The organism is Pseudomonas sp. B2M1-30, assembly GCF_025447575.1.
Taxonomy (GTDB): Bacteria; Pseudomonadota; Gammaproteobacteria; order Pseudomonadales; family Pseudomonadaceae; genus Aquipseudomonas; species Aquipseudomonas botevensis.
This window is the reverse complement of sequence record NZ_JAOEJT010000011.1, coordinates 199,029-222,243: the sequence shown is the minus strand read 5'-3', so window position 1 is coordinate 222,243 and position 23,215 is coordinate 199,029. Positions and strand designations below refer to the sequence as shown.

Below are 23,215 nucleotides of genomic sequence, written 5' to 3'. Positions count from 1 at the left end.
GTCGCTTTTTTCATGCCCGGCCAGGCAAAAGCCAATCGCCAGACAGCAAAAAGCCCGCACTGGGCGGGCTTTCTGGGGTGACCTGGCGTTCAGTGGTCCAGGTTACCGAATATGGCGCAGCGGACGGGACTCGAACCCGCGACCCCCGGCGTGACAGGCCGGTATTCTAACCGACTGAACTACCGCTGCGCTAAACACTTGAAACGAATGGTGGGTGATGACGGGATCGAACCGCCGACATTCTGCTTGTAAGGCAGACGCTCTCCCAGCTGAGCTAATCACCCTTCGCTTCGTTACGGGGCGCATTATGCCACAAGTTTTCGTAAAGTGTTGATTTAATTGAAGTTTTTTTCAAAAAAATCTGAAAACCGGTGAAATGACACGTCCCGCGGAACAACGTACAAACTTGAGACAGAAAAAAACCCGCCTCAGCGGGTTTTCCATGGTGACCTGGCGTTCAGTGGTCCAGGTTACCGAATATGGCGCAGCGGACGGGACTCGAACCCGCGACCCCCGGCGTGACAGGCCGGTATTCTAACCGACTGAACTACCGCTGCGCTAAACACTTGAAACGAATGGTGGGTGATGACGGGATCGAACCGCCGACATTCTGCTTGTAAGGCAGACGCTCTCCCAGCTGAGCTAATCACCCTTCGCTTCGGTGTGGCGCGCATTCTACGGAGCGACCCAACCTCTGGCAAGCACTTTTTTAATTAATTTTCTCAGGCCTTCCAAAGGGTTAGAGAAGGGTTGGCCTATGACACGGCGAGGACAATAATGCCCCCCTTTGTATAAAGGAGAGACTCACCCCATGTGGTTCAAAAACCTGCTGATCTATCGCCTGACCCAAGACCTGCCTGTCGATGCCGAGGCGCTGGAAGCTGCACTGGCCACCAAACTGGCGCGTCCGTGTGCAAGCCAGGAGTTGACCACTTACGGTTTCGTCGCGCCGTTCGGCAAGGGCGAAGATGCTCCACTGGTACACGTCAGCGGGGATTTCCTGCTGGTGTCCGCCCGTAAAGAAGAACGCATTCTGCCGGGCAGCGTCGTGCGCGACGCGGTCAAGGAAAAGGTCGAAGAGATCGAAGCCGAGCAGATGCGCAAGGTCTATAAGAAGGAACGCGATCAGATCAAGGATGAAATCATCCAGGCCTTCCTGCCGCGCGCCTTTATCCGTCGCTCGTCGACCTTCGCCGCCATCGCGCCGAAACAGGGCCTGATCCTGGTCAACTCCGCCAGCCCGAAACGCGCCGAAGACCTGCTGTCCACCCTGCGTGAAGTGATCGGCACCTTGCCGGTTCGTCCGCTGACCGTGAAAACCGCGCCGACCGCCGTGATGACCGAGTGGGTCACCACCCAGCAAGCCGCACCGGACTTCTTCGTCCTCGACGAATGCGAACTGCGCGATACCCACGAAGACGGCGGAATCGTGCGCTGCAAGCGTCAGGACCTGACCAGCGAAGAAATCCAACTGCACCTGAGCACCGGCAAAGTGGTCACGCAACTGTCGCTGGCCTGGCAGGACAAGCTGTCGTTCATGCTCGACGACAAAATGACCGTCAAGCGTCTGAAGTTCGAAGACCTGCTGCAGGATCAGGCGGAACAGGACGGCGGCGACGAGGCCCTCGGCCAACTGGACGCCAGCTTCACCCTGATGATGCTGACCTTCGGCGATTTCCTGCCAGCGCTGATCGAGGCGTTGGGCGGTGAAGAAATTCCGCAGGGGATCTAACCCCTTGTGAAGTCCGACAGTGGGAGCGGGATTGCTGGCGAAGGCGGTGTGTCATTTAACGTATTGGCAGACCTGACGCTTTTGCGGGCAAACCCGCTCCCACTTTGTTTTTTAGCGTGACCAATAATAAGGATCAGGCCATGCGCGCACTGGCAGCACTGAGCCGCTTTGTCGGCAACACCTTCGCTTACTGGGTTCTGATTTTCGCCGTGATTGCGTTCCTGCAACCGGCGTGGTTCCTCGGCCTCAAGGGCGCCATCGTGCCATTGCTCGGCCTGGTGATGTTCGGCATGGGCCTGACCCTCAAACTCGACGACTTCGCCGCCGTCGCGCGCCACCCGTGGCGTGTGGCGCTGGGCGTGGTTGCACATTTCGTGATCATGCCCGGCATGGCCTGGCTGCTCTGCCAGGTGTTCCATCTGCCACCGGAAATTGCCGTCGGGGTGATTCTGGTCGGCTGCTGCCCGAGCGGCACCTCCTCGAACGTCATGACCTGGCTGGCCCGGGGCGACCTCGCGCTGTCGGTGGCCATCGCCGCCGTCACCACCCTCCTCGCTCCGCTGCTGACCCCGGCGCTGATCTGGCTGCTGGCTTCGGCCTGGTTGCCGGTGTCGTTCATGGAGCTGTTCTGGTCGATCCTGCAAGTGGTGCTGCTGCCGATCATCCTTGGCGTGGTCGCACAGCGACTGCTGGGCGACAAGGTCCGGCATGCGGTGGACGTGTTGCCGCTGGTATCGGTGATCAGCATCGTGATTATCGTGGCGGCCGTGGTTGCCGCCAGCCAGGCGAAAATCGCCGAGTCCGGCCTGCTGATCATGGCCGTGGTGATGTTGCACAACAGCTTCGGCTACTTGCTGGGCTACTTCACAGGGCGCCTGTTCGGGTTGCCATTGGCGCAACGCAAATCGCTGGCACTGGAAGTCGGCATGCAGAACTCCGGGCTCGGCGCCGCGCTGGCGAGCGCGCACTTCTCGCCGCTGGCGGCGGTGCCGAGCGCGCTGTTCAGTGTCTGGCACAACATTTCCGGCGCACTGCTCTCGACGTACTTCCGGCGCATGAGTGAAAAGCAGGATCGCGAGGAGCTGGCGCAACGGGTTGCCGACTGAGCCCGCAACGTCCCCGGGATGATTTTTCGGTAGTATGGGCGCCACGCGGGGACGACCCTGCGGCTCGATCGAGTCATTATCCTGGGGACGACCCCGTCATTGATGGAGGTCTTTCATGTCCTGGATCATTCTGTTTTTTGCCGGTCTCTTCGAAGTCGGCTGGGCCGTCGGCCTGAAATACACCGATGGCTTCAGCCGCCCACTCCCCACCGCCCTCACCGTCGCAGCCATGGCGATCAGCCTTGGCCTGCTGGGGCTGGCGATGAAGGAATTGCCTTTGGGCACGGCTTACGCCATCTGGACCGGGGTCGGTGCCGTGGGCACGGTGATAGCCGGGATCATGCTGTTTGGCGAATCGATGGCATTGATTCGCCTGGCCAGCGTCGCGCTGATCGTGACCGGTTTGATCGGACTGAAAGTCAGCGCCGCCTGACCCCTCCCCGACAAGCCCGCTCCCATTGTAAGAGCGGGCTTGCCCGCGAAGGATCGTCACCGACTACCGAACGGTCCCGCGCAACTCCCCAACCAGGCCCTGCAACTTCGCCGGCTCCGCCGCCTCGACAGCCACCGCCGAACCCGCCACCAGCGTCACCCGCGACCACAAGCGTCGGAACAAGCCCTTGTTCGGATCGCGACTGAAGAAACTCCCCCACAAACCCTGCAACGCCAGCGGAATCACCGGCACCGGCGTCTCTTCGAGAATCCGCGTCAATCCGCCCTTAAACTCGTTGATCTCGCCGTCGGCGGTCAATTTGCCTTCCGGGAAGATGCACACCAGTTCGCCGTCCTTCAGATATTGAGCGATCCGGGTGAAGGCCTTTTCGTAGATCTGGATGTCTTCCTGGCGTCCGGCAATCGGAATCGTCCCCGCCGTGCGGAAGATAAAGTTCAGTATCGGCAGGTTGTAGATCTTGTAGTACATGACAAAGCGAATCGGCCGACGCACCGCGCCGCCAATCAGCAAGGCATCGACGAACGAAACGTGGTTGCACACCAGCAACGCCGCGCCTTCATCGGGGATCGCCTCCAGATTGCGGTGCTCGACGCGGTACATGGAATGGCTGAGCAGCCAGATCATGAAACGCATGCTGAACTCGGGGACGATCTTGAAGATGTAGGCGTTGACGCCGATGTTCAGCAGCGACACCACGAGGAACAGCTGCGGAATCGACAGCTTGGCGATGCTCAGCAGAACGATGGTCACGATGGCCGAAACCACCATGAACAGCGCGTTGAGAATATTGTTGGCGGCAATCACCCGCGCCCGCTCGTTCTCGGCGGTGCGCGACTGGATCAAGGCGTACAGCGGCACGATATAGAAGCCACCGAAAACCCCTAGGCCGAGCACATCGATCAACACCGCCCAGGCATGACCGAACGTCAGCACTTCAATCCAGCTATGGCCGGTGACGCTTTCAGGAATTCCACCGGAGTGCCACCACAGCAGCAGGCCGAACACGGTCAGACCGAACGAGCCAAATGGCACCAGGCCGATCTCGACCTTGCGTCCCGAGAGCCGCTCGCAAAGCATCGAACCGAGGGCGATACCCACCGAGAACACGGTGAGAATCAGGGTGACCACGGTTTCGTCACCGTGCATCCACTCCTTGGCGTAGGCCGGGATCTGCGTCAGATAAATCGCCCCGACGAACCAGAACCACGAGTTGCCGACAATCGAGCGCGACACCGCCGGCGTCTGCCCCAGACCCAGCTTCAACGTGGCCCAGGACTGGCTGAAGATGTTCCAGTTCAGGCGCATTTGCGGTGACGCAGCAGCGGCACGGGGAATGCTGCGGCTTGCCAGATAACCCAATACCGCGATGCCGACAATCGCACTCGACACCACCGGCGCGTAATGCGCCGACGACATCATGACCCCGGCGCCGATGGTGCCGGCCAGGATCGCCAGGAACGTGCCCATCTCGACCAGCCCGTTGCCGCCGACCAGTTCGTCCTCGTGCAAGGCTTGCGGCAGGATCGAATACTTCACCGGCCCGAACAGCGCCGAGTGCGTGCCCATGGCGAACAGGGCCACCAGCATCAGCGACAGGTGATCGAACAGGAAACCGACCGATCCCACAGCCATGATGGCGATTTCCGCGAGTTTGATCACACGGATCAACGCGTCCTTGGCGTACTTTTCCCCGAACTGCCCGGCCAGCGCCGAAAACAGGAAGAACGGCAGGATAAACAGCAACGCACACAGGTTGACCCAGATCGAGCGGTCGCCCTCGATGGTCAGGCGATAAAGAATCGCGAGGATCAGCGACTGCTTGAACACGTTGTCATTGAACGCGCCAAGCGACTGCGTGATGAAGAACGGCAGGAAACGCCGGGTGCGAAGCAGGTTGAACTGTGAGGGGTGACTCATCTTCCGTGTGTCCCTGATTTTGCGAAGGTAGAGAGAGGCCTGGATTGTTGTTATTGGAATCTCGAACCGCGATCCAGGCCACACCTTACCTAATCTTTTCAGGTTATTTCTTCAAACCTGCAATACACGGTGAAACAAACAACTCGCCGCGCCATGCCCCTTGCAGCGTGCGCTTGCCGACAATCAGCCACATCGCCGCCAGCAACGCCACCAACACACAACCGGTCACGCTGAAAAAGCTCAGATTCAGGGTGCTGGCGAGCTTCAGGGTGGTCAGCGAATACACGCCCAACGGGAAAGTAAAACCCCACCAGCCAAGATTGAACGGGATGCCGTCACGCAGGTAACGCGCGGTGATCAGCAGCGCAGTCAGCATCCACCACAGGCCGAAGCCCCACAGCGTAATACCGGCGATCAGCCCCAGGCCCGAGGCGATTTCACCGATGCCCGGCAAGCCGTTGGCGGCAAAGATCGCCGGTGCATCAGCACCCAGCACCAGCATGCCCAGAGCGCCGGTGCCGATCGGACCGAGGGCCAGCCAGCTCGACGCGGCCATGTTTTCATGAGGCAGTTTATGCAGGGCCATGCGCAGCATCAGAATGGTCAGGATGCTGAACGCTACCGGCACGGAAAAGGCCCAAAGTACGTAACTGGTCACCAGCACCACCATCTGCGCGTGCGCATCGGCCAGATGCGGTGCGAGCAGACCACCGCTGGCCGCCGCCACTTCCGCCGCCACCACTGGCAGCAACCAGACAGCGGTCATCTGATCGATGCTGTGTTCCTGGCGAGTGAACATCATGTAGGGAATCAGCACGCCGCAGGCCAGCGACATCGCCACGTCCAGCCACCAAAGGACCTCGGCGAGTTGAATCATGCCGTCGCCCCAGCGTGGCAGGCCGAACACCAGCAACCCGTTGATGATCGTCGCCAGCCCCATGGGGATGGTGCCGAAGAACATCGAGACCGTGGAATGCCCGAAAATCCGCCGCGCCTCGTCGAAAAACAGAATCCAGCGCGCGGTGTAGGCTGCGGTAAACAGCGTGAACAACAGAATGTTGAACAGCCACAACCCTTCGGCCACGGCGTGCAGACCGGGAATGGCGACCGGCAATTGCGCCAGCGCCAGGGCCAGCACACCGGTGCCCATGGTCGCGGCAAACCAGTTCGGGGTGAACTGGCGGATCACTTCACGGGGATGTTGAAGGTGATTGAAGGGCTTGTAGCCTGGCTTGGCGGTGTGGGTGCAAATCATCATGAACTCCTGTCCTCCGTTGAGGTTGAGTCCATGGTAGATTTGAATCGAATATCTATATAACGGGTAATTTCTCTAACTGTTATCTGTTTTACAGATATGCAGTCAGACGCTGCCTTGCGTCTCGATCACCAGTATCCGCGCCGCGCCTTGCGGATGGGCGACATGCTCGGTGCCGACCGAGGCATAAAAGATGTCGCCGACTTCCAGCAGCGTCTGCTGCTCTTCACCGTTTTCGCGATAGCGCATCTGCACGCGGCCATCGAGCACGACGAACACTTCCTCGCCGTCGTTGACGTGCCATTTGTACGGCTGATCGGTCCAGTGCAGGCGCGTGGTGATGCCGTTCATGTTGGCAATGTCGAGCGCGCCCCAGGCACGCTCGGCGGTGAAGGTCTTGCTGCGGATAATCTTCATGGATCGATCCTTGAGAAGCAGAGCCAGCCAGACTAACCGAATCCGCCAGGCTTATGGAGCGCTGCACGTCTTGGCAGCTGTCGCGCGAAAACTCATCAGCAACGCGCCAACGGCCAGAACGATCAGCACCACGCCGTAGACATCGGTAGTGGCGAGCAGCCCCAGGCTGTGAGTGAAGTGCCCGGCCAGCAGCGCCGGCAGGCAGAACGCCAGGTAACTCAGCACGTAAAACGCCGACATCAGCCCGGCGCGCTCATGGGGCAACGCCAGCGGCACTAGGCTGCGTACCGCACCGAGAAACCCGGAGCCGAAACCACAACCGGCCACCAGCGTACCGAAGAAAAACAGCGACAGGCTGGCGCTGTGTACGCCCAGCAGAGTCAAGACGATACCGGCCGGCAACAGGCTCGCCCCCAGTTGCAGCGCTCGAGACGCCAGGCGATTGCGCAGGGTGAAAATCATCAGCGCGCCGGTCACGGTCAATGCCGCTACGGTGGCGCCGCCAATCAGATTGGAAGTCGAACCGGTCGCGCTGCGCACCAATGACGGCGCCAGCGATGCGTAAAAACCACCGAGCGCCCAGGTCGCGGTGTTCAGCGGCAGCACGCGCCACAGGGTCGAGCGAGCTTGCACCGGGACATGCAGGGTCGGTCGCAGCGAAGCCCAGGCGCCGGCTTGCGGCGTGACGCTTTCCGGCAGCCGCCAGACGTACAGCGCCTGCACCACAAACAGCGCGAGCAGCAACCAATAGGTCAATTGCAGCGGCGCCGGAGCGAATTCCGCCAGCACCCCACAACCCATCGCACCCAGCGCCATGCCCAGCAGCGGCGCCACGCTGTTGACCAGCGGCCCCTGCTGGCGATCGGTGTCGAGCAGGGTTGCGCTCAACACAGCGGTGGCCATGCCGGTGGCAAAGCCTTGCAACACCCGCGCGCCGATCAACCAGCTCACGCTGTCGGCATAGATGAACAGCAACATCGCCAGTGCATTCAGCACCACGGCGGTGAAAATCACCGGTTTGCGGCCCAGATGATCCGACAGTGAGCCGACCGTCAGCAGCGCGGCCAGCAGACTGAGGGCGTAGACGCCGAAGATCAGGGTCAGCACGGCCGCCGAAAAGTGCAGTTGATCCTGATACAGGTGATACAACGGCGTTGGCGCCGTGGAAGCGGCGAGAAAACTCAACAAAGTGATCGCCAGAAACCACAGGCTGGAGCGGTTGGAAGCAAGGCTGGTCATGGGCACTCTCCACAAAAGCTAATTTTTTGCTTTTGCCGAGTGTGCGCTCGGCTTGCGCTTAAAGCAAATTCTTTGTGTTAAGGTCTGGCCCATGACTATTAAAGAAAGCAGCCGTCCGGGCGGGCGTAGCGCCCGGGTGCAGGAATCCATTCACAACGCCGTGCGCGCACTCCTCGAAGAGCAGGAGCGCTCGAGCGTGACCGTCCCGCAAATCGCCGCTCGCGCCGGGGTCACACCGTCGACCATTTACCGGCGCTGGGGCGACCTGGCCGCCCTGCTCGCCGATGTCGCCCTCGCCCGCTTGCGTCCTGAAAGCGACCCGCTAGAAACCGGCAGCCTGCGCGGCGATATCCGCGCCTGGGCCGAACAGTATCTGGACGAAATGAGCTCCGAGCCCGGGCGCAATGTCATGCGCGATGTGCAGGCCAGCGCGACACCGGGATTCTGCATCGCGATCATTGCCGACCAGTTGCAGACCATCGTTGACCGCTTCCCCGATCAGTCGCCGCCGACGGTGGATCACCTGATCAATCTGGTGGTGTCACCAACAGTCTTCCGCATTTTGTTCGCGGCGACGCCGCTGGAGATCGAGGAACTGCACCGGTTGATCGACATCGCGTTGAAACAGGACTGACGCCAGAGAACCACCCGGTTCCGCACCTGCGACACCCCGCCACGCCACGACCTTGGTCGACACTGACTAACCGCCCTGCGCATGCGAGACTGTCTGACCGGGCGCAAGTCCGGTCGTATTTTGTCGGGAGTGCTCCATGTCGTTGTCCACCGGGCTGATTGCCGTCGTCGCCCTGGCCTATATGGCCATCATGTTCGCCATCGCCTTCTACGGCGACCGTCGCAGCACACCCCTGCCGCCACGGATGCGCGCGTGGGTGTACAGCCTGTCGCTGGCGGTCTACTGCACCAGCTGGACGTTCTTCGGCGCGGTGGGCCAGGCGGCCGAACAACTCTGGTCCTTCCTGCCGATCTACCTTGGGCCGATCCTGTTGCTGCTGGGCGCGCCGTGGGTCCTGCAAAAAATGGTGATGATCAGCAAGCAGGAGAACATCACCTCCATCGCCGACTTCATTGCCGCCCGTTACGGCAAATCGCAAACCCTGGCGGTGGTGGTCGCGCTGATTTGCCTGGTCGGCGTCCTGCCGTACATCGCCCTGCAACTCAAAGGCATCGTGCTCGGGGTGAACCTGCTGATCGGTGCCGGCGCCGATGCCATGGGCACCCGCGCCCAGGACACGGCGCTGATCGTGTCGCTGGTGCTGGCGCTGTTCACCATCGTTTTCGGCACGCGCAATCTCGACGCCACCGAACACCACCGAGGCATGGTGCTGGCGATTGCCTTTGAGTCGCTGGTGAAGCTGTTTGCCTTTCTCGCCGTCGGAGCATTCGTCACCTACGGCTTGTATGACGGCTTCGACGACCTGTTCAATCAAGCGATGCTCGCGCCGCGCCTGGAGGAATACTGGAAGGAAACCATCAACTGGCCGTCGATGGTGGTGCAGACCGGGGTGGCGATGATGGCGATCATCTGCCTGCCCCGGCAATTCCACGTCACCGTGGTGGAGAACATCGATCCGCAGGACCTGCGTCTGGCGAAGTGGGTGTTTCCGGCCTACCTCGCCCTGGCGGCGCTGTTTGTCGTCCCGATCGCCCTTGCCGGTCAGATGATGCTGCCAGGCTCGGTGCTTCCCGACTCGTTCGTCATCAGCCTGCCGCTGGCCCAGGCCCATCCGGCGCTGGCGATGCTGGCCTTCATTGGCGGTGCATCGGCGGCCACCGGCATGGTGATCGTCGCCAGCGTGGCACTGTCGACCATGGTTTCCAACGACATGCTGTTGCCGTGGCTGTTGCGCCGCAACAACGCCGAGCGCCCGTTCGAGGTGTTCCGCCAGTGGATGCTCTCGGTGCGCCGGGTCAGCATCGTGGCGATTCTGTTGCTCGCTTACGTCGCCTACCGTTTGCTCGGTTCGACGGCGAGCCTGGCCACCATCGGCCAGATCGCCTTCGCGGCAGTGACCCAACTGGCCCCGGCGATGCTCGGTGCGCTGTACTGGAAACAGGCCAACCGACGCGGTGTGTTCGCCGGCCTCGCCGCCGGCACGTTCCTGTGGTTCTACACCTTGATCCTGCCGATTGCCGCCCGCAGCCTCGGCTGGTCGCTGGACGGCTTCCCCGGGCTCGCCTGGCTGCACAGCAACCCGCTGAACCTGCCGATCACCCCGCTGACCCAGGGCGTGGTGCTGTCGCTGGCGGGCAACTTCACCTTGTTCGCCTGGGTTTCGGTGTTGTCCCGCACCCGCGTCTCGGAGCACTGGCAGGCCGGGCGTTTCATCGGCCAGGAAATCAGCGCGCGGCCCAGCGCACGTTCGATGCTGGCGGTGCAGATCGACGACCTGCTGCAACTGGCCGCACGGTTTGTCGGTGAAGAACGCGCGCGGCAGAGCTTCATCCGTTTCGCCTATCGCCAGGGTAAGGGCTTCAACCCGAACCAGAACGCCGATGGCGAATGGATCGCCCACACCGAACGTTTGCTGGCCGGTGTCCTCGGCGCTTCGTCGACACGAGCTGTAGTAAAAGCCGCCATCGAAGGTCGGGAAATGCAGTTGGAGGACGTCGTCCGGATCGCCGACGAGGCGTCGGAGGTGCTGCAGTTCAACCGCGCCCTGCTGCAGGGCGCCATCGAAAACATCACCCAGGGCATCAGCGTGGTCGACCAGTCTTTGCGGCTGGTGGCCTGGAACCGTCGTTATCTGGAACTGTTCAATTACCCGGATGGCCTGATCAGCGTCGGCCGGCCGATTGCCGACATCATTCGCCACAACGCCGAACGCGGCCTCTGCGGCCCCGGTGAAGCGGAAGTGCACGTCGCCCGACGCCTGCACTGGATGCGTCAGGGCCGTGCCCACACCTCTGAACGGCTGTTCCCCAATGGCCGGGTGATCGAGCTGATCGGCAACCCGATGCCCGGCGGTGGCTTCGTCATGAGTTTCACCGACATCACCGCGTTCCGCGAAGCCGAACAGGCCCTGACCGAGGCCAATGAAGGGCTGGAACAGCGCGTCAGCGAACGTACCCACGAGTTGTCGCAACTCAACGTCGCGCTGACCGAAGCCAAGGGCAATGCCGAAGCGGCGAACCAGTCGAAAACCCGCTTTCTGGCCGCGGTCAGCCACGACCTGATGCAACCGCTGAACGCCGCGCGGCTGTTCTCCGCCGCGCTCTCTCATCAGGACGACGGTTTGAGCGGCGAGGCACAGAAACTGGTGCAGCATCTCGATAGCTCGCTGCGCTCGGCCGAGGATCTGATCAGCGATCTGCTGGACATTTCCCGCCTGGAAAACGGCAAGATCAACCCGGATTGCAAGCCGTTCGCGGTCAATGAGCTGTTCGATATTCTCGGCGCCGAATTCAAGGCGCTGGCGCAGGAACAGGGCTTGAGCTTCCGCGTGCGCGGCAGCCAGTTACGCGTCGACAGTGACATCAAGTTGCTGCGGCGGATTCTGCAGAACTTCCTCACCAACGCCTTCCGCTACGCCAAAGGGCCGGTTCTGCTGGGCATCCGTCGGCGCCACGGCGAAGTCTCGCTGGAGGTGTGGGATCGCGGGCCGGGCATTCCGGAAGATAAACAGAAGGTGATTTTCGAGGAATTCAAACGCCTCGACAGCCATCAGACCCACGCCGAAAAAGGCCTGGGGCTGGGTCTGGCGATTGCCGACGGCTTGTGCCGGGTATTGGGCCACACCCTGCGCGTGCGCTCATGGCCGGGACACGGCAGCGTATTCAGTGTCAGTGTGCCGCTGGCCCGCGCGCAGACTGTGCAGCCGAGCGCGGCGACCGAGGTCAATGGCAAGTTGCTCGGCGGCGCGCAGGTGCTGTGCATCGACAACGAGGACAGCATTCTGATCGGCATGAACAGCCTGCTGACCCGTTGGGGCTGTCAGGTGTGGACGGCGCGCAATCGCGAGGAATGCGAGGCGCTGCTCGACGATGGCATGCGTCCGCAACTGGCGCTGGTGGATTACCACCTCGATCACGGCGAAACCGGCACCGATCTGATGGCGTGGTTGCGCACTCGTCTGGGTGAACCGGTGCCGGGGGTGGTGATCAGCGCCGACGGTCATCCGGAAACCGTGGCGCAGGTGCATGCGGCGGGGCTGGACTATCTGGGCAAACCAGTGAAACCGGCGGCGTTGCGGGCGTTGTTGAGCCGATATTTGCAGCTTTGAGAGTTGTGCCGGTATTCAAAGACGCCTTCGCGCGCAAGCCCGCTCCCACATTGAACCCTGGTGTTCTTGTGGGAATGAGGTTGCTGGCGGCTACTCAGGCAACTCAACCAATCCGTCGGCGTCGGTCATCGCCCGCTCCAGCAAATCCGCCGGCAGGCTTTTGCTCGCCCGTGCGCCCAGCAATTTGAGCTGCTCGCTGCGACTGACAAGGTTGCCCCGCCCTTCTGTCAGTTTGTTTCGCGCCGAGCTGTAGGCTTTGTCCAATTGCTGCAGGCGATTGCCGACCTCGTCCAGATCCTGAATGAACAGCACGAACTTGTCGTACAGCCACCCGGCGCGCTCGGCGATTTCCCGGGCATTCTGGCTCTGACGTTCCTGCTTCCACAGACTGTCGATCACCCGCAGGGTCGCCAGCAGCGTGGTCGGGCTGACGATCACAATGTTGCGGTCGAAGGCTTCCTGAAACAGCGTCGGTTCGGCTTGCAGCGCGGCGGAAAACGCCGCTTCTATCGGCACGAACAGCAAGACGAAATCCAGGCTGTGCAAGCCTTCCAGGCGCTTGTAGTCCTTGCCGGCCAGGCCTTTGACGTGGCTGCGCAGGGACAGCACATGTTGTTTCATCGCAATCTGGCCCAGCGCATCGTCGTCGGCGGCAACGAATTGCTGATAGGCCGTGAGGCTGACCTTGGAATCGACCACCACTTGCTTGTCGCCTGGCAGGTAAATGATCACGTCCGGCTGGAAACGCTCGCCGTCCGGGCCTTTGAGGTTGACCTGCGTCTGATACTCGCGGCCCTTCTCCAGGCCGGCATGCTCCAGCACCCGCTCCAGAATCAGTTCGCCCCAGTTGCCCTGGGTCTTCTGGCCCTTGAGGGCGCGGGTCAGGTTGGTGGCTTCGTCGCTCAGGCGCAGGTTCAATTGCTGCAGCCGCTCCAGCTCTTTGGCCAGGGAGAAACGCTCGCGGGCTTCGGCCTGATAGCTTTCCTCGACGCGCTTTTCGAAGGACTGGATGCGCTCTTTCAACGGGTCGAGCAACTGGCCGAGGCGCTGCTGGCTGGTCTCGGCGAAACGCTGCTCGCGCTCGTCGAAAATCTTCCCCGCCAGCTCAGCGAATTGTGCGCGCAACTCATCACGGGAGCCTTGCAGGTCGTTGAGGCGTTGCTGGTGGCTTTCCTGTTGCTCGCGCAGCTCGGCATTCAACGAGGCCGCTTGGGCGTCCAGGCGCCGCAGTTCGGCTTCCTTGTTGGCGCGTTCGAGATTCCACGCGTGGGCGGCATCACGGGCGTCGTCGCGCTCGATTTGCAGCAGTTCGACTTCGCGGCGCAACGCAGCGAGATCAGCCTGTTTGGCGGCATTGGCCTGGCCGAGATCGGCGACTTCATCGCGGCTGGCTTCAAGTTGAGCGTTGAGACCGTCCTGGGCCATTTGTGCCATGGCCAGGCGTTCCTCCAGCAGCGCGACGTCAGCCTGTGCGTTGCCAGCCCGGCGCTGCAACTGCCAGGCCAGCACCAGCAACGGCAGCGCCGCACCTGCCAGACCGAGCAAGATGCTGGTCAAGTCCATCGCCATAGAGATTCCTGCCGATCCGATAAAACCTGAAGGTTAACCAAGGCGTCAGGCCTTGGACAGCTCAGTCTTCGATCAGGCCGAGTTCCTGTTGCGCGCGACGATCGCCGGCACGGGCGGCCTGGCGCAGCAGATCCTGGCCGATGCGACGATCCCGGGCATTACCGCATTCTCGACACATCAATTGACCGAGACGGCTTTGCGCGGCGACCACACCTTCCCGGGCCGGTTGCTTGAGCAGGCGGCCGGCCAGATGCTTGGCATTTTGGTTGGTGCCCAGACGCGGACTGTCCAGTAGCCATTCGGCCACGCGTACGGAAAATCGTTTGGGAGCGGTAACACCAGGAGGTTGCGAGGTAACAGCGTCTGATACTGAGCGAAACTTCATAAAGCACTGTAGGGCAAATCGGAAGGCGCGCCACTCTACTCTTTTTTTCGCTCAGGTAAAGTCGAAAAAAACCCGGCACGCCCGTGCTAGAGCAAGCGCTAGGGACAATCCACAGAAGCTGTGGATAACTCAGTGGACAACCGCCTTCCAACCCGCGCAAAGCCTTATGGAATGGGGCTCGCAGTCAAACTGACGATTTTTTCACCAGTTAAAAAAAGCGATGTTTTTCATTGACTTAAACTTTTGATACAGGCAGCGACCGGGGTCAGGTTCGACATGACAGCGCCGTTACAGTCTGCGCAACTAATGTGCACAAGTACCTGTTACGCAGTTATATCGATGCGCCTTTTCGGGTCGTTTTTGACGCTGAGGTTGGGGATAACCGCTCGCGGTCTGCGTCTCCATGCGGATTGGGCGGACGACCAACGGTCGGATCTCGATCCATGACAGGGCGCCGGCCGCGTCCAGAGCGAGGTCGATCCAGCGATTCGAGATTTTTTGCATTGCCGTTTGCGTTCGCTGTCAGGTTCCGTTAGTATCCGCGCCGTTAGTACCAAGCTGAAAGTCAATTCCGGTCGCATACATCCCCACGGTCAGCCTTCTGTCACAGAAGCCCTCACCGACAACAGCGGGAACGACCCCTCGATGGTTTCCAGGTAAATCTTGCGTCAACACTGCCTTCGAATGATTGCGAAGGGTGTTGCGAAGAACACTTACTCTGACCGAACCAACCTGCAGATTGATCAGGATCTTCACCCCGGGCCAGAACCTCTGCCCTCGATGTGCTGCCTGTCCTCCTAAGTACCTACCTGCCAGCCCAAGCGCGCCAACTTATCAGCGCTTCAACTGGCTGCTTTGTTCCAGTCGGGTTCTTCGTTCGACCAACGGTGGTCGACGTTACTGGAACGTTTTAACGTTGCACGGTTCTTAACCGTGTCATTTGTAGGAACACCTAATAACTATGTCTACTCAAATCCAGACTCAGGATGCCATTCGCACCCTCACCAACGCTTTTGCTCCAATGAACTGCCTCATCATGGCCGCTCGCAAAGGCTGCTTCAGCTTCACCGTGGTCAATGAACACGGGATCGCCCGCCACAGCGAGCGTCTGTACCCCGATCAATACTCCAGCGCCGAACCGCTGCAGGCCGTGATCGATCGCACCCGTCAGGCATTGATCGCCTGAGCAGCTGAAATGGCCGCAAAAGTACGAGCCCCGCTTGAAACGCGGGGCTTTTTATTGCCCGATATTTCCCTTTTTGCCGGTCACGCTTAAGCACCTTCCGGTATAACGGTTATAACTGCCGCCCGGAAATATTTTAAAAACAGGCCTTTACGTCGCGAATATGACACTACACTTCAACTCAAGCGGCGTGATCCGCTTCCGGCGGGCCTGAGTCGATTCACTGCTGCCAAGCACCCCCTTCAGGCCCGTCGCCCACTTCGCGTTTCGAGGGTTTTATGGGTATCGCTGCCAGCGAACTGTGCCGCTATGTGATCCGTCCGACGCTGCTGTACCTGGGACGTCACTGCGCAACCGCCGAATCCCTGCTGCTGGGCATTGCCGCCAGCCAGTCAGCCCTGGGTTCCGCCCTGCACGATCGCCGTGGCCACGGCCTGTACCGGATCGCCGAACATCGCCATCAGGCCTTGTGGGATCACTACCTGGCGCTGGACCCGGAGCGTGCCAGCCTGGTGCGAGGCCTGGCCAGCCAGCATGCATTCCTCAGCGGCCCGCACCTGGAACTGACCGTCAACCTGCGCTACGCCACGGCCATTGCCTGGTTGCTGGTGGAAGAACAGAACCCCACCCTCCCCGACCCCGACGATCTGCTGGGGATGGCCCGAATCTGGCGCCAGACCTTCCAGCCCCAGGGTCGTCTGCGCGACTTCACCTACGCCTGGCAGACCTGTGTTTCACCGCTGAATCAGGTCGCATGCTGACCCACCGGTTTCGCAAGATCGGCCAACAGGTCGCGAATCTGGTCGGATTGTCCTACAAAACCGCTCTAACTCAAGCCATACGGACTATAGCGCCCGGACGAAAATGTTGGTAATTTTCGCCCCGGTGATCACCAGGAGTTCTAATAATGAAAAAAGTCATGCTCAAAACCACCCTTAGCCTCGCCGTTACCATGGCATCCACCCAGATCTTCGCAGCTGGCTTTGCCATCAACGAACACAGCATCAGCGGGATGGGAACTGGGTACGCCGGGCGATCTTCTTCTGCCGACGACGCAAGCACTGTTTACGGCAACCCTGCCGGCATGTCGCGCCTCACCCGCGAACAGGTCACTGGCGGTGTTGCATTCCTCGATGCCAAGACCGATATCAGCGACGCCAGCTCCAGCCCGAACGGCGGCAGCAACAAAGGCGACATGGTGCCCTTCACCTCCGTACCTATGGGCTTCTACGTCAAACCGATCGATGAGCATTGGGCATTCGGCCTCGGCGTATACGTGCCGTTCGGCCTGATTACCGATTATGAAAACGGCTTTGCCGGCCGTTACTTCGGCAGCAAATCCGAAGTGCAGGTCATCACCTTCCAGCCGACTGTCAGCTACAAGTTCAACGACGTCGTGTCGATCGGCTTTGGCCCGACCATCAACCGCATCGACGGTTCGCTGGAATCCAACCTGTCGATCACTCAGGCGCTGCCGGACGGCAAGGTCAAGATCAAGGGTGACGACACCGCACTGGGCTACAACATCGGCGTGCTGGTGCAGGCCACCGACACCACTCGCCTGGGTCTGACCTATCACTCGAAAGTCGACTATAAGCTCGAAGGCAACACCAAGGTCAACTACGGCGCACTCGCTGCCGTCGGTCTGGGCGCAAGCCAGAAGTACGACGCGTCGCTGAAGATCACCACACCTGAATCCGTGGACTTCTCGGTGACCCAGGCCATCAACGATCAGTGGAACGTCTACGCCGGTACTACCTGGACCCGCTGGAGCCAGCTGGAGAAGATCACCGTCAAGAACTCTGGTGTGCAGCCTCTGCTGGCCGGTCAGTTCGGCGAAATCACCGAAGACCAGAACTGGCACGACTCGTGGGCCTACGCCGTGGGTACGTCGTACCAGTTGAACAAGGAATGGGTACTGCGTACCGGTCTGACCTTTGACCAGTCGCCGACCAACAACGTCGACCGTTCGCCACGCATTCCTACCGGCGACCGGACCATCTTCAGCATCGGTGCCGGCTGGAGCCCGACCGACGACCTGACCATCGATGTTGCCTACTCGTACCTGAAGGAAGAGTCGGTCAAGATTCGCAACGAAAACGATCGTGGCCAGAGCTACGACGCCAAGTATGAAAACTCGGCGAACGGTTTCGGTGTCGGCGCGACCTACCGCTTCTGATGCTGCACGGCGAGGCTAATCCCTCGCCCACAAAAAGCCCCGCTGTCCTTGTGGACGCGGGGCTTTTTCATGCCTGCCATTTAGTGCGCAAGACAGCTCATTCAGCCAGGGGGTTTGAGGCAATCGCCTTTTCAATCGCCGCCACAAATTCCGGATCGTCGGGTTTGGTTAGGCTGGAGAAGTTGGCGATCAACTTGCCCTGGCGATCGACCACGTATTTGTAGAAATTCCACTTCGGCGCGCTGCTCTGGGCGGCCAGCACCTGGAACAGGTGGGTGGCGCCGTCGCCACGGACTTTCTGCGGCTCGGTCATGGTGAACGTCACGCCGTAGTTGGCGTAGCAGACCTTGGCGGTCTCCGCGCTGTCCTTGGACTCTTGCTTGAAGTCATTCGACGGCACGCCGAGCATTTCCAGCCCTTGCGCCTTGTAGCGCTGATTGAGCGCCTCCAGGCCTTCGAACTGCGGGGCGAAACCACAGAAGCTGGCGGTGTTGATCACCACCAGCGGCTTGTCAGCGTAACGCTGGCAGAGGTCGATGGATTCCTTAGCGCGCAATTTGGGCAACGAGCCTTGCAGCAGCTCCGGACAGTCGGCGGCCTGGGCCAGTCCGGTCAACGCCATCAGCAACGCGGGAACAGCACACCAGCGCTTCAGCATGTCGGGCATCCTTGAAAGTCGTCAGACCTTGACGTTACTCGCCATGCCGACCATCTAGCAAGCGGCGTTCCGGCAAACGGCCCCTAACAGGAACCAAGCCCCAACTGCATCATCGCAAGCCCGCCCTGATGCCAGCCCCACCACACCAGCGCCAGCAAGGCAGCGCCAAGTGCGGTGAGGGCGATCTGTGGCCAAAGGCGATTCACGCGGCGCTCGCACGGGTTTGCAGGCGCTCGACCGGACGCTCGCGCACCGGCCAGTTCAACGCGGCCGCCAACAGGCTCAGCAGAATCGCCACTTGCCAGATCAAGTCATAACTCCCGGTACGGTCATACACCACTCCGCCCAGCCAGCCGCCGAGGAACGAGCCGAGCTGATGGAACAGAAACACGATACCGCCGAGCATGGACAGGTTGCGCACGCCAAACAAGGTCGCCACCGTACCGTTGGTCAACGGCACCGTCGACAGCCACAGGAAACCCATGGCCATGCCGAACAGGTAGGCCGACGTGGTGGTCACCGGCAGCCACAGGAACAGCGCAATCACCACCGCCCGCAGCAGGTACAGCGCGGTCAGCAGGCGCGGCTTGGACATCCGCCCGCCGAGCCATCCGGCGGTGTAAGTGCCGAAGATGTTGAACAGCCCGATCAACGCCAGCACGGTGGTGCCGACCGTGGCGGGCAAGTGCTGATCGACCAGGTACGCCGGCAGATGCACGCCGATGAACACCACCTGAAAACCACAGACGAAGAAGCCGAACGCCAGCAGCCAGAACCCGGAATGCGAGCAGGCCTCACGCAGGGCTTCGGACAGGGTCTGCTCGTGACCGAGCGCCGGCAGCGGTTTGTCCTTGAGCATGCTCACCAGCGGCACGATCATCGCCACCAGCAGACCCAGCACCAGCAACGCCGCCGACCAGCCCAGCCAGCCGATCAACCCGAGCGTGCCGGGCAGCATGGCGAACTGGCCAAACGAGCCGGCAGCGCTGGCAATGCCCATGCCCATGCTGCGTTTCTCCGGCGGTACGGCGCGACCGACCACGCCGAGGATCACCGAGAAAGAGGTGCCGGACAGGCCGATGCCGATCAGCAAACCGGCGCTCAGGGACAACGTCAGTGCCGAATCGGACAGCCCCATGAACACCAGACCGAGGGCGTACAGCACACCACCGATCAACACCACCCTGGCCGCGCCGAAGCGGTCGGCCAACGCACCAGTGAACGGCTGCGCCAGGCCCCAGATCAGGTTCTGCAAGGCAATGGCGAAGGCGAAAACCTCACGCCCCCAGCCGAACTGCGCGCTCATCGGCGACAGAAATAGCCCGAAGCCGTGCCGCACGCCCAACGACAACGCCAGAATCAGCGCACTCCCCAGCAACACCCAACCGCACGTACGCCACATCGAACTCATTGTTATTCTCCGTCGCGGGTATATACCCGCTTAAATCCGGAAAAACTGGCGTCAAGCCAGTTCATCCAACAGTTTCAGCAAGGTTTCACGCTTCTCGGCGCCCAGGCGGTCGATCAACCGCTGCTGCGCCGCTTCCCAGGCCGGCAGGGCAGCCGCCAGGCGTTGGGTTCCGGTTTCGGTGAGCCGGACGATGCGGTTGCGCATGTCCGCACCCTCGGCCAGCGTCACCAGCCCTTCTCCCTCCAGCACCCGCAGGTTGCGCCCCAGGGTACTGCGATCCAGGCCCATCGCCTCGGCCAGTTCGGAAATGCTCGGTTGATCCAGACGCTGCAGGTTGCACAGCAAAGAATACTGGGCAACGTTGATCCCGAAGCCATCGAGGGCGCCGTCGTAATGCCTGCTGACGCCACGAGCGGCGCGACGCAGGTTGGTGCATAAACACTGAGAAGGAAGCATGATGCGTGTATATACCCGCGACTGTGTTAAATCAAGTTACAGATGAATTTGTTCAGTGACATCTTGAGTGCCCGCGAAGGCGCCGGATCATTCACCGGTAATCGCTCAGACCAACGCCAAGCCAACCAGCACCGCCATCTCCAGCAATTCCAGCAATGCCCCCGCCGTGTCGCCCGTCGTTCCGCCCAGTCGCCGCAACATCACCTGCCGCAACCAGACAAATCCGCCGACCGCCACCAGCAAAGCCACTGCGCCATTGAACCCGGCAATCACCAGACACCCCAGCGCACTGACCACCAACACCTGCCAGCCGGCCTTGCGCGGCAGATGATCGGCCAGCGCCTGGCCCAACCCACCGGCCCGCACGTAAGGTGTGGTCAGGAACAATCCGAGCAGCGCCGCACGCCCGATCAGCGGCACGATAATCAGCGTCAGACCTTGTTGCTGTTCGATCAACGCCAGCAACGCAGTGAATTTGAGCAACAACACCAACCCCAGCGTCACCACCGCGATCGGCCCGCTGCGCGGATCTTTCATGATCGTCAGCGTGCGCTCGCGGTCGCCAAAACCGCCGAGCCAGGCATCGGCGCTGTCCGCCAGCCCATCCAGGTGCAGCGCGCCGCTGAGCAGCACCCACAACGTCAGCAACAGCGCCCCATGCAGCAGCAATGGCGCACCGGACAGCGCCAGGTTCGCGCCCCAGAGGATCACGCCGAACAGCAATCCCACCAGCGGATAAAACAGCAGCGAGCGCCCGAGTTGCTCAGGCTCGGGCATCCCCGGCAGACGAATCGGCAGACTGCTGAGAAATTGCAGGGCGATCCACAGCGGCAGCATCTCAGCCGATCTCCTTGAGCGAACCATCGGCTTCGACGATCAGCGAAAACAGTCCGCCATGGCCGACCTCGACGTTGAGCAATTGCTCACGCGGCAACCCCCGAGCCCGCGCCAGCAACAAACGCATGACCCCGCCGTGACTGATCAACAGCACACGCTCACCGGCATAGGCCGAATGCAGTCGCTCAATCGCGTCCAGCACGCGAGCGGAGAAATCGGCCACCGGCTCGCCCTGGGGCGGCGTGAACGCGTAAGGGTCCGCCCAGAACAACCCCAGCGCCTCGGCGTCGGTGTTCATCAGCGCCGCTGCGCTTTGCCCTTCCCAGGCGCCAAAATGCAGTTCTTGCAGTTGTTTGTCGTGAGTCACCGGCACACCCAGCTGCGCGCCGAGCTGTTCGGCAAACCGCGCGCAACGTTGCAACGGCGAACTGACCAGACGATCCCACGGCCCCTGTTCGAGTACCGCCGCGCGCATCTGCGCCCAGCCGTTTTCAGTCAGCGCGTCGTCGAGACTGCCGCGCAAGCCGCCACCCAGTTCGGTTTCACCGTGACGCAGCAAATCCAGGCGCAATGTCATGCCGGACGATCCGCCACCGCTGCTTCGGCGAATGTCGCCATCTGCCCGTGCAGGTCGCAGGCCAGACGCAACAACGGCACGGCCAGCGCCGCACCACTGCCCTCGCCCAGACGCAGACCGAGCTCCAGCAGCGGTTCGGCCTTCAGCGTTTCCAGCACATGGCGATGGCCCGGCTCGGCGCCCCGATGCCCGAACAGCAGCCACTCGCGACATTGCGGATTCAGACGCACCGCCACCAGCGCGGCGACCGTACAGATAAAACCGTCCACCAACACCGCGATGCCTTCCTGGGCGCAGGCCAGATACGCACCGACCAGCGCCGCGATCTCGAAACCGCCGAGGTTGAACAGGGTCTGCAACGCATCGCCACGCTGCGCCGCGTGCAGGGCCAGCGCGCGTTCGATCACCTGCGCCTTGTGGCTGACGCCTTCGGCATTCAGGCCGGTGCCCGGACCGGTCAGATGCGCCACCGGGCAATCGAGCAAGGCACAGGCGAGCGCACTGGCGGCGGTGGTGTTGCCGATGCCCATTTCGCCGCCGATGAACAATTGCGCGCCGGCCGCTTGCGCCCGCAATACACTGTCACGACCGGCCTGCAAGGCCAGTTCACCCTGCGCCCGGGTCATCGCCGAGCCCTGAACGAAATTCGCCGTGCCGGCGCCGATGTACAGGTGACGCACACCCGGCAGGCTCAGCGTCGGGGTCACGGTGCCCAGATCCACCACTTCAAGCTGCGCGCCGAGTTGCCGGGCCAGCACGCTGATCGCCGCGCCACCGCTGACAAAATTCAGCAGCATCTGCCCGGTGACTTCCTGGGGAAACGCCGACACACCTTCGGCTACTACGCCGTGATCGCCAGCGAAAATCGCAATCCACAGCTGGTCCAGCCGCGGCTTGAGCTGGCCCTGCAACCCGGCCAATTGCACCGCGACCGTCTCCAGTCTCCCGAGAGAGCCGGCCGGTTTGGTCAATTGCTGTTGTCGCGCGGCGGCGTTTGCAACGGCGTCACTGTTCACGGGTTTGCAGGGGTTCAACCACCACGCTTGGGTCATAACGCAGGTCCTTTCAGAGTCAGGGGCAGGCCGGCGACGGTCAGGACAACGCGCTGAAAACGCTCGGCCAGAGCTTGATGCAGCCAACCGGCTTCATCGACGTAGCGGCGAGTCAATTCGCCCAGCGGCACGACACCCATTCCGGTCTCGTTGCTGACAAAAATGATTTCACCCGGCAACCCGGCCAGGCAGTCCAACAGAGCTTCACGCTCGGCGGCAAGGCGCTCGGCATCGTCGAGCATCAGCAGATTGGTCAGCCACAGGGTCAGGCAATCCACCAGCAGGCAACGCTCGGCGCTGGCGTTCTGCCGCAGCACTCGGGCCAGTTCGAGGGGCTCTTCGATCAACGCCCATTCGGCCGGACGCCGGGCGCGGTGATGGGCCACGCGCTCATTCATTTCACCGTCCAGCGGTTGGCTGGTGGCGATGTAGGTCACGGCCAGCGCGCTGTCGCTGGCGAGTTTTTCGGCCAGGCGACTTTTGCCGGAGCGGGCGCCGCCGAGGATCAGTTGCAGCATGAGGACATCCTGAAAAATAGGCAGTGAGA

Annotated in this window: 22 protein-coding genes and 4 tRNA genes; 8 read left to right on the top strand and 18 right to left on the bottom strand. The window is 61.5% G+C overall.

Going from position 1 to position 23,215, the window contains the following annotated elements; all coding sequences use genetic code 11:
• Window positions 1-112: 112 nt before the first annotated feature.
• The 4 genes from N8H74_RS21255 to N8H74_RS21240 all read right to left on the bottom strand — a co-directional run bounded on the left by N8H74_RS21255 (window position 113) and on the right by N8H74_RS21240 (window position 652).
• A tRNA-Asp gene (locus N8H74_RS21255) sits at window positions 113-189 on the bottom strand.
• A gap of 19 nt (window positions 190-208) precedes the next feature.
• Window positions 209-284, bottom strand: a tRNA-Val gene (locus N8H74_RS21250).
• A 196-nt stretch (window positions 285-480) separates the two neighbouring features.
• A tRNA-Asp gene (locus tag N8H74_RS21245) sits at window positions 481-557 on the bottom strand.
• Window positions 558-576: 19 nt separating this feature from the next.
• Window positions 577-652, bottom strand: a tRNA-Val gene (locus N8H74_RS21240).
• 159 nt (window positions 653-811) lie between these two features.
• Between N8H74_RS21240 and rdgC the strand changes: the two genes are divergently transcribed.
• The 3 genes from rdgC (at window position 812) to sugE (ending at window position 3,271) form a co-directional block, all read left to right on the top strand.
• Complete coding sequence (gene rdgC, locus N8H74_RS21235; RefSeq protein WP_217832055.1) at window positions 812-1,732, top strand: recombination-associated protein RdgC; 921 nt, start codon at window positions 812-814, stop codon at window positions 1,730-1,732.
• 140 nt (window positions 1,733-1,872) lie between these two features.
• Window positions 1,873-2,838, top strand: coding sequence for a bile acid:sodium symporter family protein (locus tag N8H74_RS21230; protein WP_217832056.1), 966 nt, complete (start codon window positions 1,873-1,875; stop codon window positions 2,836-2,838).
• Between the two features lie 115 nt (window positions 2,839-2,953).
• Window positions 2,954-3,271, top strand: a complete 318-nt coding sequence (gene sugE, locus N8H74_RS21225) for a quaternary ammonium compound efflux SMR transporter SugE (protein WP_217832057.1) — start codon at window positions 2,954-2,956, stop codon at window positions 3,269-3,271.
• Between the two features lie 63 nt (window positions 3,272-3,334).
• Here sugE and N8H74_RS21220 read toward each other — a convergent pair whose 3' ends face one another.
• The 4 genes from N8H74_RS21220 to N8H74_RS21205 all read right to left on the bottom strand — a co-directional run bounded on the left by N8H74_RS21220 (window position 3,335) and on the right by N8H74_RS21205 (window position 8,120).
• A complete protein-coding gene (locus N8H74_RS21220; RefSeq protein WP_262150016.1) occupies window positions 3,335-5,209 on the bottom strand; it encodes an MFS transporter in 1,875 nt (624 codons plus the stop codon).
• A gap of 103 nt (window positions 5,210-5,312) precedes the next feature.
• On the bottom strand, window positions 5,313-6,464 hold the full coding sequence (locus N8H74_RS21215; protein ID WP_262150014.1) for a TDT family transporter: 1,152 nt from the start codon (window positions 6,462-6,464) through the stop codon (window positions 5,313-5,315).
• Window positions 6,465-6,569: 105 nt separating this feature from the next.
• Entirely contained in the window at window positions 6,570-6,881 is a 312-nt protein-coding gene (locus N8H74_RS21210) for a cupin domain-containing protein (RefSeq protein ID WP_217832062.1), read from the bottom strand.
• Between the two features lie 51 nt (window positions 6,882-6,932).
• A complete protein-coding gene (locus N8H74_RS21205; RefSeq protein WP_262150011.1) occupies window positions 6,933-8,120 on the bottom strand; it encodes an MFS transporter in 1,188 nt (395 codons plus the stop codon).
• 91 nt (window positions 8,121-8,211) lie between these two features.
• On the opposite strand from N8H74_RS21205, the gene N8H74_RS21200 reads away from it, so the two are divergent.
• Together N8H74_RS21200 and N8H74_RS21195 are read left to right on the top strand one after the other, a co-directional pair.
• Window positions 8,212-8,754, top strand: coding sequence for a TetR/AcrR family transcriptional regulator (locus N8H74_RS21200; RefSeq protein ID WP_262150008.1), 543 nt, complete (start codon window positions 8,212-8,214; stop codon window positions 8,752-8,754).
• 136 nt (window positions 8,755-8,890) lie between these two features.
• Window positions 8,891-12,361 (top strand): hybrid sensor histidine kinase/response regulator, encoded by a 3,471-nt coding sequence (locus N8H74_RS21195; protein WP_262150006.1) that lies wholly within the window; start codon window positions 8,891-8,893, stop codon window positions 12,359-12,361.
• A gap of 90 nt (window positions 12,362-12,451) precedes the next feature.
• Here N8H74_RS21195 and rmuC read toward each other — a convergent pair whose 3' ends face one another.
• Window positions 12,452-13,816: a DNA recombination protein RmuC gene (gene rmuC, locus N8H74_RS21190; protein ID WP_262150033.1), complete on the bottom strand. Its 1,365-nt coding sequence runs from the start codon at window positions 13,814-13,816 to the stop codon at window positions 12,452-12,454.
• A 175-nt stretch (window positions 13,817-13,991) separates the two neighbouring features.
• The gene (locus N8H74_RS21185) at window positions 13,992-14,315 is read right to left on the bottom strand and encodes a sel1 repeat family protein (protein ID WP_217832070.1); all 324 of its coding nucleotides are present in this window, start codon (window positions 14,313-14,315) and stop codon (window positions 13,992-13,994) included.
• A gap of 961 nt (window positions 14,316-15,276) precedes the next feature.
• On the opposite strand from N8H74_RS21185, the gene N8H74_RS21180 reads away from it, so the two are divergent.
• The 3 genes from N8H74_RS21180 (at window position 15,277) to N8H74_RS21170 (ending at window position 17,677) form a co-directional block, all read left to right on the top strand.
• The gene (locus tag N8H74_RS21180) at window positions 15,277-15,501 is read left to right on the top strand and encodes a hypothetical protein (protein WP_007950419.1); all 225 of its coding nucleotides are present in this window, start codon (window positions 15,277-15,279) and stop codon (window positions 15,499-15,501) included.
• 275 nt (window positions 15,502-15,776) lie between these two features.
• A complete protein-coding gene (locus N8H74_RS21175) occupies window positions 15,777-16,259 on the top strand; it encodes a hypothetical protein (RefSeq protein WP_217832071.1) in 483 nt (160 codons plus the stop codon).
• Window positions 16,260-16,405: 146 nt separating this feature from the next.
• Window positions 16,406-17,677: an outer membrane protein transport protein gene (locus tag N8H74_RS21170; protein ID WP_217832073.1), complete on the top strand. Its 1,272-nt coding sequence runs from the start codon at window positions 16,406-16,408 to the stop codon at window positions 17,675-17,677.
• Window positions 17,678-17,774: 97 nt separating this feature from the next.
• Here the strand turns inward: N8H74_RS21170 and N8H74_RS21165 are convergent, their stop codons facing one another.
• The 8 genes from N8H74_RS21165 to cobU all read right to left on the bottom strand — a co-directional run bounded on the left by N8H74_RS21165 (window position 17,775) and on the right by cobU (window position 23,186).
• Entirely contained in the window at window positions 17,775-18,335 is a 561-nt protein-coding gene (locus N8H74_RS21165; RefSeq protein WP_262150002.1) for a glutathione peroxidase, read from the bottom strand.
• Window positions 18,336-18,418: 83 nt separating this feature from the next.
• A complete protein-coding gene (locus N8H74_RS21160) occupies window positions 18,419-18,541 on the bottom strand; it encodes a hypothetical protein (RefSeq protein WP_262150000.1) in 123 nt (40 codons plus the stop codon).
• Window positions 18,538-19,746, bottom strand: coding sequence for an MFS transporter (locus tag N8H74_RS21155; RefSeq protein ID WP_217832076.1), 1,209 nt, complete (start codon window positions 19,744-19,746; stop codon window positions 18,538-18,540). The genes N8H74_RS21160 and N8H74_RS21155 overlap by 4 nt, the downstream gene beginning before the upstream one ends.
• A 51-nt stretch (window positions 19,747-19,797) precedes the next feature.
• Window positions 19,798-20,202, bottom strand: coding sequence for a MarR family transcriptional regulator (locus tag N8H74_RS21150; protein ID WP_262149997.1), 405 nt, complete (start codon window positions 20,200-20,202; stop codon window positions 19,798-19,800).
• 105 nt (window positions 20,203-20,307) lie between these two features.
• Window positions 20,308-21,039, bottom strand: coding sequence for an adenosylcobinamide-GDP ribazoletransferase (locus N8H74_RS21145; protein ID WP_262149995.1), 732 nt, complete (start codon window positions 21,037-21,039; stop codon window positions 20,308-20,310).
• A gap of 1 nt (window position 21,040) precedes the next feature.
• Window positions 21,041-21,616 carry an alpha-ribazole phosphatase family protein gene (gene cobC, locus N8H74_RS21140; protein WP_262149993.1) on the bottom strand — a complete coding sequence of 192 codons (576 nt, stop codon included), beginning with the start codon at window positions 21,614-21,616 and terminating at the stop codon, window positions 21,041-21,043.
• The gene (gene cobT, locus N8H74_RS21135) at window positions 21,613-22,668 is read right to left on the bottom strand and encodes a nicotinate-nucleotide--dimethylbenzimidazole phosphoribosyltransferase (protein WP_262149991.1); all 1,056 of its coding nucleotides are present in this window, start codon (window positions 22,666-22,668) and stop codon (window positions 21,613-21,615) included. The genes cobC and cobT overlap by 4 nt, the downstream gene beginning before the upstream one ends.
• Window positions 22,665-23,186: a bifunctional adenosylcobinamide kinase/adenosylcobinamide-phosphate guanylyltransferase gene (gene cobU / locus N8H74_RS21130; RefSeq protein WP_262149990.1), complete on the bottom strand. Its 522-nt coding sequence runs from the start codon at window positions 23,184-23,186 to the stop codon at window positions 22,665-22,667. Before cobU ends, cobT begins: the two co-directional genes overlap by 4 nt.
• Between the last annotated feature and the right edge of the window lie 29 nt (window positions 23,187-23,215).

What these genes read in the sequence shown, in the direction of transcription:
- rdgC (WP_217832055.1), top strand. Translation starts at nt 812, where the DNA reads ATGTGGTTCAAAAACCTGCTGATCTATCGCCTGACCCAAGACCTGCCT.
- N8H74_RS21230 (WP_217832056.1), top strand. Translation starts at nt 1,873, where the DNA reads ATGCGCGCACTGGCAGCACTGAGCCGCTTTGTCGGCAACACCTTCGCT.
- sugE (WP_217832057.1), top strand. Translation starts at nt 2,954, where the DNA reads ATGTCCTGGATCATTCTGTTTTTTGCCGGTCTCTTCGAAGTCGGCTGG.
- N8H74_RS21220 (WP_262150016.1), bottom strand. Translation starts at nt 5,209, where the DNA reads ATGAGTCACCCCTCACAGTTCAACCTGCTTCGCACCCGGCGTTTCCTG.
- N8H74_RS21215 (WP_262150014.1), bottom strand. Translation starts at nt 6,464, where the DNA reads ATGATTTGCACCCACACCGCCAAGCCAGGCTACAAGCCCTTCAATCAC.
- N8H74_RS21210 (WP_217832062.1), bottom strand. Translation starts at nt 6,881, where the DNA reads ATGAAGATTATCCGCAGCAAGACCTTCACCGCCGAGCGTGCCTGGGGC.
- N8H74_RS21205 (WP_262150011.1), bottom strand. Translation starts at nt 8,120, where the DNA reads ATGACCAGCCTTGCTTCCAACCGCTCCAGCCTGTGGTTTCTGGCGATC.
- N8H74_RS21200 (WP_262150008.1), top strand. Translation starts at nt 8,212, where the DNA reads ATGACTATTAAAGAAAGCAGCCGTCCGGGCGGGCGTAGCGCCCGGGTG.
- N8H74_RS21195 (WP_262150006.1), top strand. Translation starts at nt 8,891, where the DNA reads ATGTCGTTGTCCACCGGGCTGATTGCCGTCGTCGCCCTGGCCTATATG.
- N8H74_RS21185 (WP_217832070.1), bottom strand. Translation starts at nt 14,315, where the DNA reads ATGAAGTTTCGCTCAGTATCAGACGCTGTTACCTCGCAACCTCCTGGT.
- N8H74_RS21180 (WP_007950419.1), top strand. Translation starts at nt 15,277, where the DNA reads ATGTCTACTCAAATCCAGACTCAGGATGCCATTCGCACCCTCACCAAC.
- N8H74_RS21175 (WP_217832071.1), top strand. Translation starts at nt 15,777, where the DNA reads ATGGGTATCGCTGCCAGCGAACTGTGCCGCTATGTGATCCGTCCGACG.
- N8H74_RS21170 (WP_217832073.1), top strand. Translation starts at nt 16,406, where the DNA reads ATGAAAAAAGTCATGCTCAAAACCACCCTTAGCCTCGCCGTTACCATG.
- N8H74_RS21165 (WP_262150002.1), bottom strand. Translation starts at nt 18,335, where the DNA reads ATGCTGAAGCGCTGGTGTGCTGTTCCCGCGTTGCTGATGGCGTTGACC.
- N8H74_RS21155 (WP_217832076.1), bottom strand. Translation starts at nt 19,746, where the DNA reads ATGAGTTCGATGTGGCGTACGTGCGGTTGGGTGTTGCTGGGGAGTGCG.
- N8H74_RS21150 (WP_262149997.1), bottom strand. Translation starts at nt 20,202, where the DNA reads ATGCTTCCTTCTCAGTGTTTATGCACCAACCTGCGTCGCGCCGCTCGT.
- N8H74_RS21145 (WP_262149995.1), bottom strand. Translation starts at nt 21,039, where the DNA reads ATGCTGCCGCTGTGGATCGCCCTGCAATTTCTCAGCAGTCTGCCGATT.
- cobC (WP_262149993.1), bottom strand. Translation starts at nt 21,616, where the DNA reads ATGACATTGCGCCTGGATTTGCTGCGTCACGGTGAAACCGAACTGGGT.
- cobT (WP_262149991.1), bottom strand. Translation starts at nt 22,668, where the DNA reads ATGACCCAAGCGTGGTGGTTGAACCCCTGCAAACCCGTGAACAGTGAC.
- cobU (WP_262149990.1), bottom strand. Translation starts at nt 23,186, where the DNA reads ATGCTGCAACTGATCCTCGGCGGCGCCCGCTCCGGCAAAAGTCGCCTG.